This window comes from Cohnella phaseoli (genome assembly GCF_003386235.1).
In the GTDB taxonomy this organism is placed as follows: Bacteria; Bacillota; Bacilli; order Paenibacillales; family Paenibacillaceae; genus Cohnella; species Cohnella phaseoli.
Map to the genome: position 1 here is coordinate 155,463 of NZ_QRDZ01000020.1, position 21,056 is coordinate 176,518.

Here is a 21,056-nt window from a genome sequence, read left to right on the forward strand (position 1 = left end):
GACAAAGAAAGGGGTATGTGTCTCCCGGAGACTGCCTCATACGCTCCTGAAATTACCTCGTCACGGGTTTACCCATTCCCATTTCGGGAGCGTATAGCATCGGAGGGAGATACATACCCCTTGCACCTTGTTCATCGATTATCTTTTAAAGCAACTTGGAGTGCTTATGGGGCAGCCCCCATTTCGATAGAATACTTAACACTTGCCGTAGGATACTGAATTATCAGTTTAGCGCTTACATTTTATAATGAAATAGCCGACCAACGAGACAGAGTATAGAGAAGCAAGGAGGATAAGATGGAAGAAAAGCTAGAGCGTAAGCGCTTAAATGGAACCTCATTACGCAGAGAGCTGTGGAATAACAGATACCTCTATCTGTTCGTCGTTCCCGGGGTGATCTGGTTTCTGATTTTCTGTTATCAGCCGATGTACGGGGTCTTGATTGCCTTCAAAGACTACGACATCCTCGAGGGTGTGTTTGCCAGCGAATGGGTTGGACTTGCGAACTTCAAGGAGTTTTTTAACAGCCCCAACTTTCAAGTCATTCTAACGAACAGCATTGCGATCAGCCTGCTTAAGATGCTGTTCGGGTTTCCGGCGCCGATCATATTGGCCATTTTATTGAATGAAGTACGCAATCGCGTATTCAAGAGAGTAACCCAAACGATTTCCTACTTGCCGTTCTTCGTATCCTGGGTCGTCGTAGCAGGCATCTGGTATGAGCTGTTTAGTACGGATGGCGGAGTCGTCAACAATCTGCTCGTCTCGTTAGGAGTAATCAAGGAGCCGATCTTCTGGTTCGGAAATCCGGACTTGTTCTGGGGGATGGTCGTCGCTTCGGATATTTGGAAAGGAATCGGCTTCGGCACGATCATTTATTTGGCTTCCATTGTATCGGTCAATATGGATCAATACGAATCGGCCGTCATTGACGGAGCGAACCGGTTAAGGCAAATCTGGCACATTACGCTTCCGGCGATTCGCCCGACGATTATTCTCTTATTCATTCTGAATATGGCGGGCATTCTGGATGCGGGCTTCGAACAGGTATATGTTTTTCAGAACTCCATGGTGCTGGACAAAGCGGAGATCATCGATACGTACGTGATGAAGATGGGAATATTCCGGGCCCAGTATGAGCTTGCTACGGCCGTCGGGGTATTCAAATCGATTATCGGCATGATGGCTCTGTTCGCCGTGAACTTTCTGGTGAAGAAACTAGGGGAAGACGGGATTTTCTGAAAAAGGGAAGGTGAACGCCGTGATCATATCCCGTGGAGAGAAAATTTTTCAAGGGTTGAATTATTTATTTCTTACCGTATTATCCTTTCTGTTCGTCTATCCGTTCTGGCGCATCGTGGCGTTGTCCTTCAACGAAGGCTACGACAGCTCCCGAGGGGGGATTCACTTCTGGCCCCGCGCGTTTACTTTGGACAATTACAAAACGATTTTTGTGCGAAGCGATATATTGGACGCTTACACGATTACGATCGGGAGGACGCTGATCGGCTCGATCCTTTCCATTCTGCTCGTTTCGCTGTTGGCTTACGGCTTGTCCAAGAACAGGCTGAGAGGAAGAAAAGCGATCAATATGATGCTGATTATTACGATGTTCTTCAGCGGAGGCTTGATCCCGACTTATTTGCTGTTCAAGTCGCTCGGTTTGCTCAACAGCTTCTGGGTGTACGTGGTTCCATTGTTGTACAGCGCTTCTTCCGTCTTTATCTTTCGCTCTTTCTTCAGGGCGCTTCCCGCCGAACTGGAGGAATCCGCGATGATCGACGGAGCCAACGATTTGACGGTGTATGCCAAAATCGCGTTTCCGCTCAGTTTGCCTATATTCGCTACCATGGGTCTGTTCTCGGCGGTTGGCCACTGGAACGATTATATGATGGCCACGCTTTATGTGACGAAGCAGGATCTGATTCCGATGCAATCGCTGCTGATGAAAATATTGGATCTAACCCGTTCGAATAAAGGGACCTCCTTCGGGATGGTCGATCTCGTAAGCGAGACGAGAAAAACGGTTACGCCCCAATCTATTAAAATGGCGACATTGGTCGTCGTCGTAATGCCTATTATGTGCGTCTATCCGTTTCTGCAAAAGTATTTCGTCAAAGGCGTTATTATCGGTTCTTTGAAAGGCTAGGGCGTGTATGCAAACCCGCTCGGAGGCATCTATCACCGCCTTTTCGCCCCCTGCTTCGTCACTTTTGCTTGACGTACCCCCGGTACGCCTTCACAAAAGTTCCTTGCATGGAACGAAAATTCGGCAATATCTGCGATCCTCGGAGGTTACATACACGCCCTAGGGAACCGTGATAATATACAAAAATACAAAAAAGGTGGTTTTACGGTGAGAAAGAGATGGAAAGCAATCTCGCTTGTTCTGGTCATCAGCTTGATGTCGGCCGCGCTTATGGCTTGCAGCGGCAACAACAAGGATAAGACGGCATCGCCGTCCTCGTCTTCATCTTCATCCTCATCTTCTGCGCCGGAGTCCAGCGCGCCAGCGAAGGAAGATCCGCTTGTCGTGAACATGCTGTTGATCGGAGCGACGGAAATTCCGCAAGAGAACAATCCGATGCGCCAGTGGCTGCTGGAGAACAAGAACATTGACCTCCGCTTAACGATGTCCAACGGCGAAGTGGCGGATCAGATGAATATGATGCTGGCCGGCGGAGATGTTCCGGATGTCGTTCGCTATGTCACGAACGAGGTCAGCAACTCCATTCTGAACAAGTGGGGTGACGCCGGACTTATTGTTCCGCTCGACGAATGGCTCGAGAAGTATCCAAACCTGCTGAAATTCAGCGACAAGAGCTATAACGAGTCGGTGTACGCCAATAAAAAAGACGGAAAAATGTATGTGCTTCCGGTCAACTTTGCCAATCATCCTGACGTGATCAAGAAGGTCGTCGGATTTTTCATCAAAGAGGACTGGCTAAAGCAGGTAGGGATGGAGGTGCCAAAGACGCCGGATGAACTGTTTAATGTACTCATGGCCTTTAAGGAGAAAATCGCGGATGTGGACGGCAAACCGATTATTCCGGCTACGTTCGATCATCTGGGAAGACAGAGCTTTATGTATACCTGGACTCAAAACTGGTATAACCTGTCTGAGGATCATAAAGAGCTTTATTGGTGGTTCAACCACCCGCAGATTGAAGAGTACATGGTATTCATGAACAAGCTGTACAATAACGGCTTGCTCGATCGGGAATTTCTGACGCAGCAGCCCGATCAGTATCAAGCCAAGCTAAGCTCCGGACGTGTCGGATTTACTTTTAACACGCATGGCCCGATGGATATTGCCAACGGCGTGTTGAAGACCGGCGACGCCAACAATCGTTATGTGCCGTCAGCGCCAATTCGCATAGAAGGGCTTCCGATGCCGATCCACGGAGCGGCGAACTACAACGGGTTTGAAGGAATCGCCATTTCCAAGAAGTTCGCGGAAAACGGCCGCAATCTGGAACGCTTCATGGAATTCCTGAACTGGAATGCTACGGATGAAGGCGCCTTCCTCTTGCAGAACGGCGTAGAGGGCGAGTACTATGTCAAGAACGCAGAGGGTTTGTTCGAGCCTAAGCCCGAGGTTAAAGCCGAGCTTGACAAGGGAGATGCTTCTTTCGAAATGAGCACTGGCCTTAAAGCCTATAACTTGTTGAAATTTAACGTGGTTCCGGCCGTTACGGTGGAGCCGGGAACGGAAGAATTTAAGCTGGCGCAGACTGCTTGGACCGAGGGGCTTGCCATCGACGACAATCTCTTCAACCCTGCGGGAACCGGACCCGAGTGGGACAAACACTGGGGGAACCTGTGGCCGGAAATAGACAAGTGGCAAGCCAAAGCGGTATTCGCCAAGACGGAAGACGAGGCGCGCAAGATTACGAAGGAAATGCTTGAGCATTTCAAGAAAATCGGCGCCCCGGAAGTGACAGAGGAGAAGCTGCGGCTGATCGATGAATACTTGAAGAAATAACGTCCTGGAGTCAGGCGGTGAATGCAGACGTTGCGCTGCTTCGCCGCCTTTCCATATCTGAATCGTCTCCGACAAAACGCCTTCATCGTCCGAAGGATGCCAAAGGCGTTTTTGCTTGTGGGCAATTATTGTGCGATAGCGGGAATTTGAATGACAACCCGGGTTCCTTCGCCAGGCTCGCTGAACAATCTGACGCCGTAACGATGACCGTATTGCAGTTGAATTTTCTCATGAACATTATGAATCCCGTAGCCGCCATGATTCACATACTGATTGTGAACGGGAGCTTTCATTCCTACGCCGTCGTCTATGATTTCGAATACAACGCTGCTCTCGTCCGAGGACAAACCGCCTTTGATAATAATATGGGTTGTGCCTACGTTATGCTCGGCGCCGTGCAGGATGGCGTTCTCGACGAAAGGCTGCAAAATCAGCTTAAGCGTGGAGAAGTGCATAATATTGTCCGCGATCTCGTAGGAAATATTGATTTTGTCTTCCATTCTGACCTTCTGAATTTCCAGATAAGCTTGGATATGTTTAACCTCTTCGCTAATTCGCAAGAACGGCTTGCCCATATTGAGAGAAAGTCTGTAAAAGGTGGCGAGATTGTCGACCATTACGCTGATTTTCTGACACTCGTTGTCCGCGGCCATCCAATTAATCGTCGCTAAGGTGTTGTACAGAAAATGCGGATTAATCTGAGCTTGCAGCGACTTGATTTCGGATTCCTTCTGCAGCTGTTGGCTTGTTCTGAGCTGGTCGATCAATTCCAGAATTCTCTTGATCATCCGGTTATAGCTTCGCGTCAGCATGCCGATCTCATCCCGCCCGTCTACAGATGGACCGATTTCGAGCGTCAAATCCTCCTGTCTTTCCATATGCCGCGCAAGCAGTGAAATTCTTCGGGTCAGCACACGGGCAATGGCCAACGCAAGCAGGATGCTAATGACGATGCTGCCAACAAGAATGGCTATTGTAAAGCTTCTGATCGATTGCGCGCTCAGCATTAAGCTATCCAGAGGAACCTCCAGCACATACTTCCAGCCGGACAAGGCGTCGGTCCGGTCCAAGGCGAGCGTTGCAGGCTGGCTGCTTCTCATAACAAGACTGCCTGCAAGATCGTCCTCGGCGGCGATTGGCGCCATTTCGGGATTGCTCACGAATTGTACTTTTCCTTCGTCATCCAAAATATAGAAAAGCTCCTTCGGCGATTCCTCGCCGAACATATGGCCGCGCAAAATAGAGTCGACTTTCAGCTGCATCTCGGCAATGCCGGCAAGCTTGTCATGATTGTAGATCATCGGTTTAATGATGGAGATCAAGGTCCGGTTTTCATTCATCGTCCAGATCGTCGTATTCGAAAGTGAGATTAAGCCGACCAGATCGCCCTCCTCCAGATTGGCGAAGTATCGCTTGTACCAAGCCGTTTGCTTGGCAAAGTCGATATCAATAACGGTATGGCCGGCGTCGGATACGCCGGGATTGTCGGGATAAGTGCCAATGTCCGGCAAAGTATCGTTGTCTTTATAAATAATGATATTTTTAATGGCGGGGTAACGAGTCTCCAACTCAAAAATGGAACGCAGCGTATCCAAGTACTGGTACGAATAATCCGCCGGAGATTGATAGGAGGTGACTAAGGCGGAAACAAATTTACTATTGTTAATGTAAGGACGCATAAGCTCCTGATGCGTATTCATTTTATATTCGATATTCATCACGATCTGGTCAAGCGTTTGGCTGTACGATTTGCTCGATTGATCGTAAATGTAGGATTGGATTTTATGATAGGTTAGAAAACCGACCAAACTGACGGCAAAGATCATCAGACTGCCGTAACAGATGAGCAGTTTATTGCGAAGCTTGATATTGTTGAGCGTTTTCATCAGTGTCCGGGAGCCTCCTTGTTACCGTTTTGATGCGTTATCGCGATATTCCTTCGGACTGATTCCAAAACTATTTTTAAATACGACGCTAAAATAGGAGGTGCTGTTATATCCCGTTTGCTCGGCGACTTCATAGATTCGAACGGACTCGTCGGCAAGCAGGCGAACGGCGTGTTTCATTCTTATTTTCGTCAAATAGTCGATGATGCTCTCTCCAATCGTTTCCCTGAACATGTTGGAGATGTAATTGGGGGTAAGATGGACATGCTTGGCCAGCTCGTCGATAGATAGGGGCTCCGCATAACGGGTTTCAAGAATATGAATGATGTTTCCGATCGTATTCGTATTTTTTCGAATTCGTTTGGAATGCAGATGGCGGCAGGCCGACACGACCGTTTCCAGCAGCCACTCGCGCATTTCCGGCAACGTATCCAGATCGTGAAACTGACTCCAAAATGCATGCTCCTCTCCGAATACGGCTTCGACCTTCTCGTTGGCCTCGTGAAGCAGGCGAAAGATGTCGCTTATGATTTTGAAGCAAAAGGCTTTAACGACCGGTTTTTGGGTTACGGACGAATTGGCGAATTCGTTGAAAATTTCCTCAAGCGACTGCTCCGCTTGTTGAATATTGCCGATCTCCATGGCTTGAATCAAGCCTTCATAGGGAACTTCGTATTGAGGGGACAACGGCTGATCGGGCATGCTGTCTTGATAGAAGATGTCCTGGCCTTTGCCGAGGTGAAATTTCTGTTCGGCCGCAATTGCGCACTCTCTATAGGCCTCGTTTAGCTGGCTTAACCTTGCTTTCCGGCCGCTGACTGAGATCGTCAGAGCATGGCTGTCGGCAGGTGGCAAGGGGTCTCTGATCCGACGAATCGTACTAAGCAGGGAGGAACGTTCGTCCGGTCCGCGCGCATACAGCACGATGACAAATTCATTCTCCTTCGTCTGCAGGATTTGTCCGTGTTTCTCCGCTATTCCTGTTTGGGTAAGTTGACTGAGGAATTGTCGATCATCTAGCGGGTTCTCCATACCCGGGCGATCCGAAGGTTTATCCATTTGCAGCAGCAATATATCGAAGCCGTAATCGGGGATCGGGATAGATAGCGTTTTCATTTTATGGCGAATCATTTCTTCATCTGTCAGAAAACCGTCCAACATATTCTTAAATAACTTCTCCGCTAGCACGGGTTTGCTTTCCTCGACCTGGTCTTGCAGGGTGGAGAGTGCTTGCTGTTTGAGGCGCTCCTGTTGAATCTGGACACTTATGTGACCCAATTCCTGATTAAGTTTGTTAAAGGGAATCGGCTTCAACAAATAGGCATACGCTTTCAACTCGATGGCGGTTCTGGCGTATTCAAAGTCGTCGTATCCGCTAATGATCAGGATTTTAAGCTGAGGATTAAATTCCTTGGCCCGCTCGGCAAGCTCCAGACCGTGCATTCTGGGCATCTTGATATCGGTGATGAGCAGATCGACTCCGTTTTTTTCGATTAATTCCAAGGCTTGCAAACCGTCCTCGGCCAGTCCGACTACCTGCATTTGATAAGCAGGCCAATCGACATGCTTGGCAATGCCTTCTCTTTGGATTCGTTCATCATCCGCGATTACGACTTTAAGCATTGCTGCTTCCCCCTGTCTGTTCCAGATGTGCTTTATATCTTCATCATAAAGGCTGACAAGACTATTATAAATGGTGTTTTCCCGCTTACGACCAGGGATCTGGCGATATCGTAGAATAGTAGAAACATGATGTAGAATATTTAAACGAGTCGCCTGTCGCCGCAGGTTGGCGATGTAAAAAGCGCAAGGTCTGAGAGAGGAGTTAACTCTCAGGCTTGCGCTTTATATATAGAGCCGATATTAAATAAAGAGATTATGCCCGGCCATCTCGGCTCTGCCGAGATAATGGCCGACGCCGCCAAATTGAACGCCTTCGATCAGCTCTTCGCGCGTGATGCCCATCAAGTCCATGGACATTTGGCAAGCGACAATCTCGACTCCCTGCTCAAGGGCGCTTTGAATGAGTTCCTCTAATGAGGAAACATTTTTGCTTCGCATTAGCTGGCGGATCATCTTCGGACCGGCGCCGAGCATATTCATGCGGGACATGCCCAGCTTGCCGCTGCCGCGGGGCAGCATCGCTCCGAACATCGTTCCGAACAGATCCTTCTTAACCTTGATTCTGTCGGGCCGCCTGATGATATTCAATCCCCAGAAGGTAAAGAACATCGTAACTTTTTTGCCGCTGGCCGCCGCTCCGTTGGCGATAATGAACGAAGCGATCGCTTTGTCCAGGTCGCCGCTGAATACGACCATGGTGCTGGCACGGCTTCCGGCCGGTTGCTGGCTTTCGAGCGGCGTGCCGCTTCCGGCGACGGCGGGCGCGCCCGTATCGGCTTCTCCTTTACGCAGCACCGCTTCAATAAGTCCGCCGGACAGTCTGGCCGCGCTCAGCAGCGAATTGCGGGTCATGCGCGCCCATGCCTGGATGTCCTCGTAAAAGCCGGGATCGGATGCAGTTACTTTCAAGATCTGCCCTTGCTCCATGCCGTCTATTTGTTTCTTCACCTGAAGCAGCGGACCGGGGCAGCAGAGTCCACAGGCGTCCAGCACGGCGTCGGGCTCGTCGGAGACCGAGACGGAGACGGGCGCGGGAGGCGCGGATGCGGCGGCGGTTTCCGGGACGGCTGTCATCGTAGCCGTCGTTATTGGAGCCGCCGGTGCTGCGGTATGCTTCCCGGGCGTATACCGGCTCAACTGCCAGGTTTTATAGCCTCCGGTCAGGTTGCGCACGCGGAAGCCCTTCTGCGCTAAGATGCGCGAGGCGGTATAGCCGCGCAGTCCGACCTGGCAGTAGACCCAGATTTCCTTCGAAGGATCCAGCTCCTGCAGCCGTCCTCGCAGCTCGTCGACAGGAATGTTGACGGAATCCGGTATATGGCCATTGGCGTGCTCCATCGCCGTGCGGACGTCGATCAGTAAAGTCGTCGCAGCATCTCGCCGCTCCAGCTCCGCCGTCGTGAACACGTCCGTTAATCCCGCCAGCACATTTTCCGCAGCATAAGCAGCCATGTTAACAGGGTCCTTAGCCGAGGAGTAAGGCGGAGCGTAGGACAGCTCCAGCTCCGTCAAGTCGGCAACCGTACCGCGCAGACGGATAACGGTAGCCATGTCGTCGATTCTTTTTTCTACTCCGTTATAGCCCGTCGCTTGTGAGCCCAGCACTTTTCCTTCTGCGTTGAACAGCAGCTTGAGCGAGATGGGGGTAGCGCCGGGATAATAGCCGGCATGAGAGCCGGGATGCACATGGACGACATGATACGGAATGCCGAGCCGCTGCAGCGTTTTTTCATTATTTCCTGTGGCCGCGCCGGTCATTCCGAACACTTTAATGACGGCCGTACCCTGCGAGCCTTTGTAGGTCGTGTCGAGTCCGCACACATTGTCCGCCGCGATCCGCCCTTGCTTGTTGGCCGGGCCGGCGAGCGGGACGGCGGTTTGGCTGCCGTTGACGAAGTCCTTTACCTCAATAGCGTCGCCTACTGCGAATACGCTCTCCAGATTCGTTTCCATGCGCTCATTGACGAGAATATGTCCTCTTGGTCCGAAGGCAAGGCCGCTCTCCTTCAGAAAAGCCGTATCCGGCGTAACGCCGATCGCCAGCAGCGCCATCTCCGCATGCAGTTCTTGGCCGCTTGCCAGTCTTACCGTGATGCCGTTCTCCGTATCGGCGAAGCTTGCTACCATCTCGGATAGGTGCAAGTCGATGCCATGCGCTTCCAGTTCCTGAGCGAGCGGGGCGGTCATCTCCGCATCGAACGGAGCCAGAATTTGCGGCGCGGCTTCGACCAGACTGACCGATAGTCCGGCCTCGCGCAGGTTTTCCGCCATCTCCACTCCGATGAAGCCGCCGCCAATCACGATGGCCGAGCGCGTGCCTTCGGCGGTCACCTTCGTTTTAATTCGGTCGGTGTCCGGAATGTTGCGCAGCGTGTAGATGCGGCTGCTGTCGATGCCGGGCAGGTTAGGCCGGATCGGCTTGGCGCCAGGCGACAAAATCACAGCATCGTAGCTTTCCGTATATTCGCCGCGCTCAACGCTGCGCACGCGCACGGTGCGGCTGGCGGGATCGAGCGCAACGACCTCGCTGCCTGTGCGCACATCGATATTGAAGCGGCTTCTCATGCCCTCCGGAGTCTGAACGAGCAGCTTGGAACGGTCGGCAATCGATCCGCCGATATAGTAGGGCAAGCCGCAATTGGCGAATGAAATATAGGGATCGCGTTCGAACAGTACGATATGGGCGTCCTCGTCCAGCCGCCGCAGTCTCGCCGCTGCGGATGCTCCCCCTGCTACCCCGCCGACAATTAACACCTTTTTGCCTGTCATCTCATTTTGCCTCCCCTAAGAAGATGTGAATCAATTGTTTGATGCGTTCGTCCTTGACTGAGTAGTTGATTTCAAGTCCGTTGCGCTCCGTCTCCACGATGCCGAGCGATCGAAGCTTCTGCAAATGCTGGGATACAGTCGATTGCGGCAGTCCCAGACATTCCTGCATATAGGACACGTTGCAGCTTTCCTTGGTCAGCAGCCCTCTGACGATGCACAGCCGCACCGGATGGGCGAGCGCCTTCAAAATTTCCGCCGTCTCTTCGTAATGCTTAAAATTGTTTTCCACTGAAGTTGTTAATCCCCTTTCCGCTAATCGTTATATCGTAATATTACGATATAACGATTCAAGATGCAAGAAGGCAGTTGCAAACGTACAAACCCGATTTCGTACGGTATACTTGAGGGGAATGGAACAGGCAATGTGGAGGAGGAGAAAATATGCTAGAGATGTTCGGCTTTGAAGCTTCCGTGCCCATGCATACGTTCGAATATCGGCTGAAGCCGGAGCCCACCGAGCAGCATTGGCACTCCTTTTACGAAATCGGCTTCTGCCTCGAAGGGCGCGGCACGTTCTACATAGGCGATGAGGCCGTGCCGATCGAAGCCGGGACGCTGCTGCTTTTTCCGCCTTATGAGCCGCATATCGCCGTAGCCGATGCGAGGACGGGCTGCCGGTGCGCCTTCGTATACTTCGGCGACGAATTGCTCCCCGCCGAGCATCGCAGCCTTCTGCATGCGTTCGTGCGCACCTGCGTCTGGACGGAGGCCGATCTGCGGCCGATGCTGCGCGGGCTGTCGTCGTTGACCGATTTTTTCCGTTTCCTGATCACGGAATACGAATCGCGGCGGTCGGAGTACGGCGCAGTGCTTCGCGCCCGAATGTTGGAGCTAAGCGCTTGGCTGTATCGGGCAGCGGAAGCCCTATACTCGCATGAGGCCAGTAGGGAGAGACGCGACGCGTTGGAGCGGCTTAAGCCGGCGCTCGATTACATGGCTGATCGGTATCATGAGCCTCTCGAGTTGAAGGATATCGCGGAGCTGTTGAATTTAAGCGAATCGCGAGCGCGGCATCTGTTCAAGGAAGGCGTCGGCAGACGATTTAAGGAATATTTGACGCTAGTCCGTATTCAGGAAGCGAAGCGTCTGCTGGCGACGAGCAAGCTCTCGGTAACGGACGTCATTTTGTCTTGCGGCTTCCAGAGCTCTGCGCCGTTTTATCGTTCGTTTCAACAGCTCGTGGGCGTGAATCCGCAGCAGTACCGTATGCGGCAGCAGGAGGAGAAAGATAGCCGTTTTTGAGAAGAGCGCCATGTGGAAACGAGATGAATGAGGCGTCCGTTCGGGGTATCTTGGAGAAGAAGAGATAACCTAATCGAAAGGGTGCGTAGCATGGCGGTATGGACGGGGTTAAGCGGACTGGTCCGCATGGAAATTATACAAAGACGCGAGGAAGGCTGTAACGTTGACGGCTTCGAGGAGCTTCGCGTGGCATGCGGCGAGGAAGAAGGCAAGCTAATGAAGCTGTATGAAGAGCTGAGCCGGCTTGCGCCGTCGCCGGATTTTCCTTACGATGAGCCGTCGGAGCTGGAGGCGATTCGCCGCTTGCGGCCGGATGGGCTGAGACGGCTGGAGGCTAGCTACAGCGAGGAACAGTGGCGCGACAGATTTCGCGGCGCATGGTTGGGAAGACTGAGCGGCTGCGCGCTCGGCAAACCGTTGGAGTCCGAGCCGATGATGGCCGGCGCGAACGGCAATCCGGGCTGGCGCAACGTTCAGCTGTGGTTTGAGGGAGCGGACGCCTGGCCGATTCGCGGATATACGCCGGAGCGTTCGCGAGCCGAATCGCAGGGTCTTCGTCTATCGTGTCTGCAAAGCACCCGCGAACGGATCAGGTTTATGGAAAGCGACGACGATGTGCGCTATACGGCGCTTGGCATGCTGATGATGGAGCAGAAGGGGCTGGATTGGGATTCTTGGGACATCGGCAAGCTGTGGCACAGCCGCCTGACCTATGGCCAAGTGTTCACTGCGGAACAGCAGGCCTACTATAACTTTGCTAAGGTCGTCTCGCACATGCCGCCGGAGAAGCCGGCCGACTGGCTCGAGAAACAGGAGTGGGTGCGGACGTATTTGAATCCTTTCCGCGAATGGATCGGGGCGCAGATTCGCGCGGACGGCTTCGCCTATACCGCCGCGGGCAATCCGGAGCAGGCGGCGGAATTAGCCTGGCGTGACGCCTCGTTCTCGCATACGAAGAACGGCATATACGGCGAAATGTTCGTGGCCGCCATGATTGCAGCCGCATTCGTCGAGTCCGATCCCCATCGCATTGTCGCCGCCGGGCTGCGGGAAATCCCGTCCACGTCCCGTCTGGCGAGCGATATTGCCCGAGCCGTCGACATCGCGGATTCGTCCCGCACCCAGCTTGAGCTTGTCGACCGTATTTGGGAGGCGTTTAAGCACTACCACCAGGTGCATACGAACAATAATGCGGCGCTTGTCGCTGCCGCGCTCATTCACTCGAAGGGCGATTTCGAGAGAGGCATTACGACCGCTGTGCTCGGCGGCTGGGATACGGACTGCAACGGCGCGACCGTCGGCTCGATTCTCGGCGCTTCCATAGGAGCCTCCGCGCTGCCGGCCTCATGGATCGAGCCGCTTAACGATACGTTTTACGCCGATATGACCGGCTTTGATCCGGTCTCGATTTCCTCATGCGCGGAACGCAGCTATCAGACATTCTTGAATGTTCGCGAACAGTTGTCCCGAGGCTGACCGCTTGAATAACGGAAGCAGTTGACCGCAACGTCGACTACTTCCGTTGTCTGCTTATCTATTTTGTCCCTTCTCATTTGTCAGCGCCAGCGCCACAGCTACCGAAGGGGCAAACAGGCAGAAAAATTTAGGCGGAAAGTCCGCGCTAATTTTGTCGAATAGGGAAAATACGCAGATTTAGAGTGGGAAATCCATCTTAAATTTTCCAAATGAGCATAATTGTAGATTTAAAGCGATGTTTCCGCTTTAAATACCCCAAAAACGGTGTGGCGGCGAATTTAAGGCGGAGTTTCCGCTTAATATCCACAACGGGGCGGGTTGCCCGTTTATTCTTCCTATGGTTAAAGCAACGTCAGCATCGATTCTAAGCAATTGCGGGCTACGAGCCGGTCGGGACGCGATTTCAACATTACGGTAAGCCCGATCAAGGAAACGACAAAGGTCTGAGCCAATGCCTTGGAGTTCAAATGGGCCGCAAGCTCTCCGGATTGTACACCTCGTTCGATCGTCTCCTGAAAAATAACCGCAAGATACATCTGATGCTCCCTCGTCAGCACCTCGAATTTTTCGTCATGGGGGGCAAGCTCCACCATCGTATTGATACAGAAGCATCCGCGGTTAGGCTGCTCGCCGTACGCCTCCTCGATCAAATCCTCGAAAAATATCCGAATCGCTTCTTTGGCCGATCGGTTGTTATGGAGCTTGGAGCGGACGGAAGCGGCGTGTGACTGCGTGTATTTGCGCAGCGCTGCTTCGAACAACGCTTTTTTGTCGCCGAAAGCGGAATAGATACTGGGCTTTTGAATGCCCATGCCAGACGTCAAGTCGCTTAGCGATGTCGCCTCGTACCCCTTCTCCCAAAACAGCCGCATAGCCGCCTCTAAAACCTGCTCCTCATCGAATTCGCGCGGTCGTACCATCATAGCGCCTCTTTTCATACCGTTTAGTATAAAATATTTTACCCTTATAAACTTCAACTGTCAAAAAAAAGCGCAGTGTTGACAGGAGTCCCTACCATCAACTATGATTTTTGATATTAATTATGTACCAATCGGTACAAAATATACTGCGGAATAAGGGGATGTACAACTAAAATGAAAATGACGAATTTATCGAAGGCTGCTGCAGCGGAAGACGATGGGATCGCTTCAGGCTCATCCGTATCTCGCAAGCTGGCGCTGCTGTTTGCGGCGACATGCGGTTTGGCGGTTGCCAACATTTATTATGCTCAGCCGCTGCTTGACGTGTTGTCGAAAGAGTTCGCTATGGCGAATTCCACGATCGGCATCATTACGACGGCGACTCAAATATGCTATGCATTGGGTTTGTTGCTGCTAGTGCCGCTCGGAGATTTGTTGAATCAGCGCCGCTTGATCGTGGGTCAGATGCTGCTGTCTGTGGCCGCATTAGTCGTCGTCGGCACGGCTTCCTCGGCAGCGGTGCTGATTGCCGGGATCGCCGCAGTCGGATTGCTCGCCGTAATCGTGCAGACCATCGTCGCCTTCGCCGCAACATTGGCAGCACCGTCCGAACGGGGGCGAGTCATCGGCCTGGTAACAAGCGGCGTTGTGATCGGAATTTTGCTGGCAAGAACCGTTGCGGGCATATTGACGGATTTGGCCGGCTGGCGCTCGGTTTACCTCGCCTCCGCCGCTATGACGCTGCTAATGGCCAGCATTCTGCTGCGGGCATTGCCGAACCGTTCGCGCGTCATAACCGATTTGACTTATTTGCATTTGATTCGTTCGGTTATATTGCTATTCGCTCAAGAAAAGGTATTGCGCGTTCGGGGTGTGCTGGGGCTGTTGATATTTGCGGCGTTCAGCATTTTGTGGACTTCGCTTGTACTGCCCCTTAGCTCCCCGCCGTTCTCGCTTTCGCACAGTGCGATTGGAGCTTTCGGTCTTGCCGGAGCGGCCGGTGCGTTGGCCGCAGCGGGGGCCGGTCGACTGGCCGATCGCGGCTTGGGCCAACGGACGACGGGCTGGGCGCTTTTCCTGCTGCTTGCGTCATGGCTGCCGATGAGTCTTATGTCGCAAACGCTGTGGGGATTGATTGTCGGGGTCATTCTTCTCGATTTTGCTGTGCAAGCCGTACATGTGACGAACCAAAGCCTGATTTTGAGCGTGCGCCCTGAAGCGCGCAGCCGTCTTACCGCCGCCTATATGATGTTTTATTCCTTCGGCAGCGCCGCCGGTGCGATTGCCGCCACTCTGACTTATTCTCGCGCAGGCTGGATAGGCGTATGCTGGCTTGGGGCCTTGGTAAGCGCCGCGGCTGTGCTCTTCTGGATGCGGACTCGTCGAATTGTCTAAAGGCAGCAAAAATGCCCGATTTGGATCATGAAGCGGAATGGGCAGCGGATTCGAAAGGTACACGAAATTAATTGGCATTGTTTCGTAATTGTTATTAGATTAGAATTAGTATAAATAAGGGCGGTGAGTTGAACCAAAGACATCAAGAGATGGTCCAATGGAATGGAGAAAGGGAATGCAAGGGGTTCCCACTTCAGGGGTTCAACCTAGATTTGTCCGAGAATTTATAAAATAGGAGGAAAAGCAATGCGAACAGAGGAATGGATTTCTGCCGGAACGCTGGACCAACTGAAGTCTGAGGGCGCCAAGGTCATCAAAGGGGGAATCGCCGTATTTGCCCATGAGGACGGAGCGGCGGCAGTGGACAATCGCTGTCCGCATCTCGGTTTTCCGCTTCACCTAGGCAGTCTGTGCGACGGAATATTGACCTGTCATTGGCATCATGCGCGCTTCGACATCTGCAGCGGCGGCACGCTTGATCCTTGGGCGGACGATGCGCTGGCTCACGACGTGAAGATAGAGAATGGGGAAGTATGGGTTAACCCGGCGCCGCGGCAAACGATGAGTATTGAAAAGTTGAATCAGCGGCTGCGGGAAGGCTTGGAGCAGAACATCGGCATCGTCATTGCCAAAGCGGTTGTCGGTCTGATCGAAGCAGGCGTGTCCGAGGATGAAATCGTGCGAATCGGCATTTTGTACGGGACATCGCTAAGCAGCGGTTGGGGCAGCGGCTTGACGATTCTGACCGCTATGCGCAACGTTCTTCCGAAGCTCGATAAGCAAGGTCGCATCCTGGCGCTCTATCACGGACTTGTACACGTTGCCCGCGCCGGGGCTGGCCGCGCACCTCGCCACTTGCTTGGTCCGCTGCCGTCTGCGGACACTTCACCGAAGCGACTCGCCGACTGGTACCGCAACTGTGTCGAAGTCCGCGATTCGCAAGGCGCGGAGAAAGTGCTGCTGACCGCGGTTACCGCCGGCATGTCGTCGGATGAACTTGCAGATATGCTGCTTACTGCGGTCACGGACCATTTCTATTTGGACGGAGGGCATACGTTCGACTTTCATAATAAAGCGTTCGAAGCGCTTGATGCGCTTGGGCCGGACGCTGCCGAAATCATACTTGCCTCGCTCATGCCTCTGATGAGAAATCCGTCGCGCAGCGAAGAGCAGCATCATTGGCAATCGCCGATCGATCTGGTTACGCCCTTGAAGCAAGCCTTTGAACAATTACGGAGCGATGATTTGTCCGGAAAGTCCGCCACCTCCGCCTTTAATGAAGACGCTTTCGTAGATCAGCTGCTCGGGGACCAACCCCTTGCAACGATTCAACAAATATCCGATGCGCTGATGGGGGGCATTGCTCCTGCTAGGTTAGCCCGACTCATTACTCTGGCGGCCGCGGAACGCATCGCACGCTTCCATACCCAGAACGACTTCGGGGATTGGCTGGCCGTGCTGCATACATTTACTTACGCACATGCCGTGCACGAAAGGCTGCTGCGTTCGCAGGAGCCTCTGCTGTACCGCGCATTGTTTTATGGGGCGATCGCGATTTATCATGACCGTTTCTTGAACGTTCCGCGCGCTCCAAAGCCGAAGAAGGACGAATACAAGGCGGGCATAGCCGAAGCCTCGACCGAGGACTTGCTCTCGCTGCTGGATCGACGCCAACAGGTGGAAGAGGCGGCCGGCTGGGTTGCCGCCTACCTGGACTCCGGCCGCGACCATGCGCCGCTGCTCAATACGCTCGGTCACAGCTTGCTGCGAGAAGACGCGGAATTTCATTCTTTTCAAATGTACGAGGCCGCAATCGCCGAATATGACCACTGGCGCGCCATGGACGGAACCGAAGCGTTGGCGGATCGCGCCGCGAATACGATGCTGATCGCATGCGCCCGCTATCTTGCCGCCCATGCTCCGACAGCAAGAGAGATGCCGCATACGGCTCGGATCGCCTGGCGACTGCACCGCGGCGAACGGCTTTTTGAGTCCGATTAAGCTGCCCTGTATTAATTCTGAATAAGTAATTTCTAAAAATGCGTTAATGTTTCATATAGTATGTCCAATTCGTTATTTAAAGGCTATCTCCGCTCATAAGCGAGGGGGTAGCCTTTTTCTTTTACACAGAATTCGAGAGAAGGAACGGCTAGATTTATTAAAGTTCTAAAAAATAATTAATGCCGAAAAGGCATAGGTCTGTGCTAAATTAAGGCAATGAAAAAGTTACTCAAAAACGGCTTTATCCGATTAGGACTTGTTGTCGTCGTCGTGGGCGGGGCGGTCGCCTATTGGTTGATGCCGCCAATCGCTAAGGTAGAAAGCGCCGAGATCGGCAATGGCGTTAAAGTGAAATTCAAAACGAACGGAACGCAAATCGAACAATTTCAAAACCAGTCATGGAATCCTTATTTCGCCAAAGGGGTGAATATGGGAGCTGCGGTTCCGGGACATTTCCCCGGCGAGCTCGAGATTTCAAAAGACGACTATATGAGATGGTTTGAAATGATTCAAGAGATGGGCGCCAACGTTATTCGCGTGTACACCGTACTTAAACCGGAGTTTTACGAGGCTCTGGTCCGATATAATGCGAAGCATCGGGATAATCCGCTCTTTTTTATTCAAGGGGTGTGGAGTCCGGAAGAGCAATTGATCGAGGGGCAGAACGCATTTGATCCGAAGGTTAAACAGAAGTTTGAAAAAGAGATTCAAGAGGCTGTAGAAGCCGTGTACGGAAATATCGATCTTGAAGCCGAAGAGCATTCCGGCAAAGCCAGCGGCAGCTATGTCTTTAATGCCGGCCCTTATCTCATGAGCTGGATCGTCGGCACGGAATGGGACCCTGTGATGGTGGTCAAGACGAATAAGAACAATCCGGACGTTGCGGATTATAAGGGCGAGCATTTTCAAAGCCAACCCGGAGCAAGTCCCTTTGAAAAATGGTTGGCCGAGATGGTCGACATCACGGCTGCCACGGAAGCCGAGCACGGATGGCAGCATCCGATCGCCTTCTCGAATTGGGTAACGACTGATCCGCTGGAGCATCCGGGCGAGCCGCTCGTTGCCGAGGATATGGTCAGCGTCGATCCGACGCATATCGCGGCCGTCGATTGGGATGCCGGTTATTTTGCCTCCTATCACGTGTACCCTTACTATCCGGATTTCTTCACCTTCGACAAATCGTTCCAAACGATGAAAAACGACAAAGGCGAAGCGGATAGCTACAAAACCTATCTCCACAAGCTGAAGGAATATCATAACGAGATGCCGATTATGATTACCGAATTCGGCGTTCCCGCCTCGCAAGGAATTGCCCATACCGGCATGCTGGGGCGCGATCAGGGCGGTCACGACGATAAGGAGCAGGGGGAGATGGATGCGGATATGTTCCGTCAGATCCATCAGGAGGGATACTCTGGAGCGATTCTGTTTACGTGGCAGGACGAATGGTTTAAGAAAACATGGAACACGATGCATTACGACGTTCCCGATCGCCGGGCCTACTGGTATAACACGCTCACGAACGAATCCCATTTCGGCGTACTCGGTATGTATCCGAGCAAAGACGATACGATTCACATCGACGGGGACGCTTCGGACTGGGACAAGCTGGATAACGGAGACAAGACAAAGCTGGAGCTGCAGAGCGAAGGATTTAACGAAATATGGGCCACGCATGACGAAGGTTATCTATACCTCTTGGTTAATTTTTCCGAATCTTTAGAATTTTCTAATCATTCGATCTATCTGGGCTTTGACACTTTAAAAGGCGGCAATCGCCATGCTCCGCAGCTCCAAGGAAAGACGCTGGACGAGGGCTTGGAGACGTTAATCGAGCTCGGCGACGAGGACGAAGGCCGGATGATGATTGCCTCCAATTACGATTTCCATACCCGGTACTATGGTCATCTATCGAAAATATTAGCTTTTGATCCCAAAGAGCTGCAGGACGATAGCGGACTTTTTAAGCCCTGGAAATTGGTCGTGAATTATTTGCTGGAACATCCGGATGCCCGGTTCGATCATCCCTTCGGCGATATCGACGTCGGAGACTTGCGAAGAGGAACGAGCAACCCGCAGGATCCGAATTATAATTCGAAGGCGATGTGGCAGGTCAAAGGCAATACGCTGGAAATTCGGATTCCGTGGATGCTGCTTGGATTCAGCGATCCGAGCTCGCTCAGCGCCATTAGCTACACGGATACCGGAACGAAAGAATTCGAATCGGTGAAAGTCGAAGGCGTTCGCCTCGTTCCCTGGATCGTCAGCAAAGATTCGCAAAAGGTGATCGGTCTCGAAGGCAGCGATCCGTATCCGGTATCGAAGCTTCCGTTTTACGCGTGGGACAGGTGGGAGGATGTCGATGTCGATTATGTGGAACGCCCGAAACAAAGCTACTACACGATGCAAAAAGCGATGCGCGAAGTCAATCAACCGGTAACTGAATAAAGCGAAGAGAGGAAGGATTTATTTGTGTATATCAACATCGAAGTGGCGATCCAATTTCTATACGTACTTCTTATTTTGAATCTCGTATTCGCTTTGGCCGTCTATGCCTTGAAAATCAAAAGTGTGAGCAAAGCCAGAACGGAGCGCAGGTTCGAGGTCAAAATCAAAGATTATCTCACCTACATCCAATTGAATATCGAAGGAACAGAACCGTTAAACGCACCGCCGTTTGCATTAAGCAAAATGGAACGAGAAGCGCTGCAGGAACGCTTGAACGAGATGATCGAGAACTTTACTGGAGCTCCTCGCGAGAAATGCATGGAGCTCTGCGTCCGCCTGGGGCTGGCGCAAAATCACCTTAATCGTCTGAGCAAAGGCGCTTATTCCGCGAAAATCGATGCGGCGTATCACTTAGGCTGCATGAGAGTTCGGGAAGCCGTTCCGGCTTTGCTCAAGCTGCTCCGAACGCATAAACGGAATTCGTCCCTCTTCGTCGTCGCCCGCTCGATTGCGAAATGCGCTCGCGATGAACAGGACGTCAAAGAAATGGTGCAGATTCTTCTGAAGCATAACAAAGGCTTTTACGAGCTGCTTGTCGACATGATTAAGGAAGCGGACATCGATCATCGGGCGCTGTTTGCGGAATTTCTGCAACGGGACACCCATGAATTCATCCGAATCGGTCTGTGCGGATTGAAGGAGTATACCGAGCCGACGGCGGCATCGGCTGTCTATCGTCTTCTCGATTCCCCGGATAGCACCATTCAGTATAAAGCCGTGGAAATCTATCTGAAATCCGTTCATTTTATTCCCAGAAACGTCGTTCAAAAGCTGCTCCGGCACCCGCTGGACGAGGTGCGCGTTCTGGCGGCTCAAGCGATCGCGGATCTGAAGCTGGTTCCATATATCGATGTTATGAGAGGCGCCTTATTGGATGAAAGCAAGCGAGTATCCGCCGCCAGCGCGAACGGGCTGTTGCTGCTCGGAGAAGAAGGAGCCGCCCAATTGTGCGAAGTCGCCGCAGAAGCAAGAGGATCGGAGCAAGGAGAATTCCTCCGAACGCTGATCGAGGAACAAATCGAGGCCCTTTCCAGCCGGCACCACGACCTTGATCGGCTGACGCGATACAATTCGTTGGCTTACCATTACGAAAAAGCGTTCGGCAAAAACAAACGAATCTATCGCGTTGTGTAGTTAGCCGATTTAGGAGGAAACCGAAGCATGAGAATATTCGAATATTATTTGCAGCAG

14 protein-coding genes are annotated in these 21,056 nt (G+C 52.3%); 9 read left to right on the plus strand and 5 right to left on the minus strand.

Annotated elements, in window-relative coordinates:
• Positions 1 to 297: 297 nt before the first annotated feature.
• The 3 genes from DFP98_RS23300 (at position 298) to DFP98_RS23310 (ending at position 3,985) form a co-directional block, all read left to right on the plus strand.
• The gene (locus DFP98_RS23300; RefSeq protein WP_246016663.1) at positions 298 to 1,242 is read left to right on the plus strand and encodes an ABC transporter permease; all 945 of its coding nucleotides are present in this window, start codon (positions 298 to 300) and stop codon (positions 1,240 to 1,242) included.
• A gap of 19 nt (positions 1,243 to 1,261) precedes the next feature.
• Positions 1,262 to 2,149, plus strand: coding sequence for a carbohydrate ABC transporter permease (locus DFP98_RS23305; RefSeq protein WP_116063014.1), 888 nt, complete (start codon positions 1,262 to 1,264; stop codon positions 2,147 to 2,149).
• 207 nt (positions 2,150 to 2,356) lie between these two features.
• A complete protein-coding gene (locus tag DFP98_RS23310; RefSeq protein WP_116063015.1) occupies positions 2,357 to 3,985 on the plus strand; it encodes a type 2 periplasmic-binding domain-containing protein in 1,629 nt (542 codons plus the stop codon).
• A gap of 125 nt (positions 3,986 to 4,110) precedes the next feature.
• Here the strand turns inward: DFP98_RS23310 and DFP98_RS23315 are convergent, their stop codons facing one another.
• From DFP98_RS23315 to DFP98_RS23330, 4 genes are all read right to left on the minus strand, one after another.
• Complete coding sequence (locus DFP98_RS23315; RefSeq protein WP_116063016.1) at positions 4,111 to 5,871, minus strand: sensor histidine kinase; 1,761 nt, start codon at positions 5,869 to 5,871, stop codon at positions 4,111 to 4,113.
• 21 nt (positions 5,872 to 5,892) lie between these two features.
• Positions 5,893 to 7,494, minus strand: coding sequence for a response regulator (locus DFP98_RS23320; RefSeq protein WP_116063017.1), 1,602 nt, complete (start codon positions 7,492 to 7,494; stop codon positions 5,893 to 5,895).
• A 240-nt stretch (positions 7,495 to 7,734) separates the two neighbouring features.
• Positions 7,735 to 10,263: an FAD-dependent oxidoreductase gene (locus DFP98_RS23325; RefSeq protein ID WP_116063018.1), complete on the minus strand. Its 2,529-nt coding sequence runs from the start codon at positions 10,261 to 10,263 to the stop codon at positions 7,735 to 7,737.
• Position 10,264: 1 nt separating this feature from the next.
• Positions 10,265 to 10,552, minus strand: coding sequence for an ArsR/SmtB family transcription factor (locus DFP98_RS23330; RefSeq protein ID WP_116063019.1), 288 nt, complete (start codon positions 10,550 to 10,552; stop codon positions 10,265 to 10,267).
• A 152-nt stretch (positions 10,553 to 10,704) separates the two neighbouring features.
• Here DFP98_RS23330 and DFP98_RS23335 point away from each other — a divergent pair, with 152 nt between their 5' ends.
• Positions 10,705 to 11,565, plus strand: a complete 861-nt coding sequence (locus DFP98_RS23335) for an AraC family transcriptional regulator (RefSeq protein ID WP_116063020.1) — start codon at positions 10,705 to 10,707, stop codon at positions 11,563 to 11,565.
• 90 nt (positions 11,566 to 11,655) lie between these two features.
• Complete coding sequence (locus DFP98_RS23340) at positions 11,656 to 13,041, plus strand: ADP-ribosylglycohydrolase family protein (RefSeq protein ID WP_116063021.1); 1,386 nt, start codon at positions 11,656 to 11,658, stop codon at positions 13,039 to 13,041.
• A 341-nt stretch (positions 13,042 to 13,382) separates the two neighbouring features.
• On the opposite strand, the gene DFP98_RS23345 is transcribed toward DFP98_RS23340, so the two are convergent.
• Positions 13,383 to 13,961: a TetR/AcrR family transcriptional regulator gene (locus DFP98_RS23345; protein WP_116063022.1), complete on the minus strand. Its 579-nt coding sequence runs from the start codon at positions 13,959 to 13,961 to the stop codon at positions 13,383 to 13,385.
• Positions 13,962 to 14,135: 174 nt separating this feature from the next.
• Between DFP98_RS23345 and DFP98_RS23350 the strand changes: the two genes are divergently transcribed.
• The 4 genes from DFP98_RS23350 (at position 14,136) to DFP98_RS23365 (ending at position 20,999) form a co-directional block, all read left to right on the plus strand.
• Positions 14,136 to 15,356, plus strand: coding sequence for an MFS transporter (locus DFP98_RS23350; protein ID WP_425455547.1), 1,221 nt, complete (start codon positions 14,136 to 14,138; stop codon positions 15,354 to 15,356).
• 246 nt (positions 15,357 to 15,602) lie between these two features.
• Complete coding sequence (locus DFP98_RS23355) at positions 15,603 to 17,357, plus strand: Rieske (2Fe-2S) protein (RefSeq protein WP_116063023.1); 1,755 nt, start codon at positions 15,603 to 15,605, stop codon at positions 17,355 to 17,357.
• 216 nt (positions 17,358 to 17,573) lie between these two features.
• Positions 17,574 to 19,805: a hypothetical protein gene (locus DFP98_RS23360; protein WP_116063024.1), complete on the plus strand. Its 2,232-nt coding sequence runs from the start codon at positions 17,574 to 17,576 to the stop codon at positions 19,803 to 19,805.
• A 24-nt stretch (positions 19,806 to 19,829) separates the two neighbouring features.
• The gene (locus DFP98_RS23365; RefSeq protein ID WP_116063025.1) at positions 19,830 to 20,999 is read left to right on the plus strand and encodes a HEAT repeat domain-containing protein; all 1,170 of its coding nucleotides are present in this window, start codon (positions 19,830 to 19,832) and stop codon (positions 20,997 to 20,999) included.
• Positions 21,000 to 21,056: the final 57 nt, after the last annotated feature.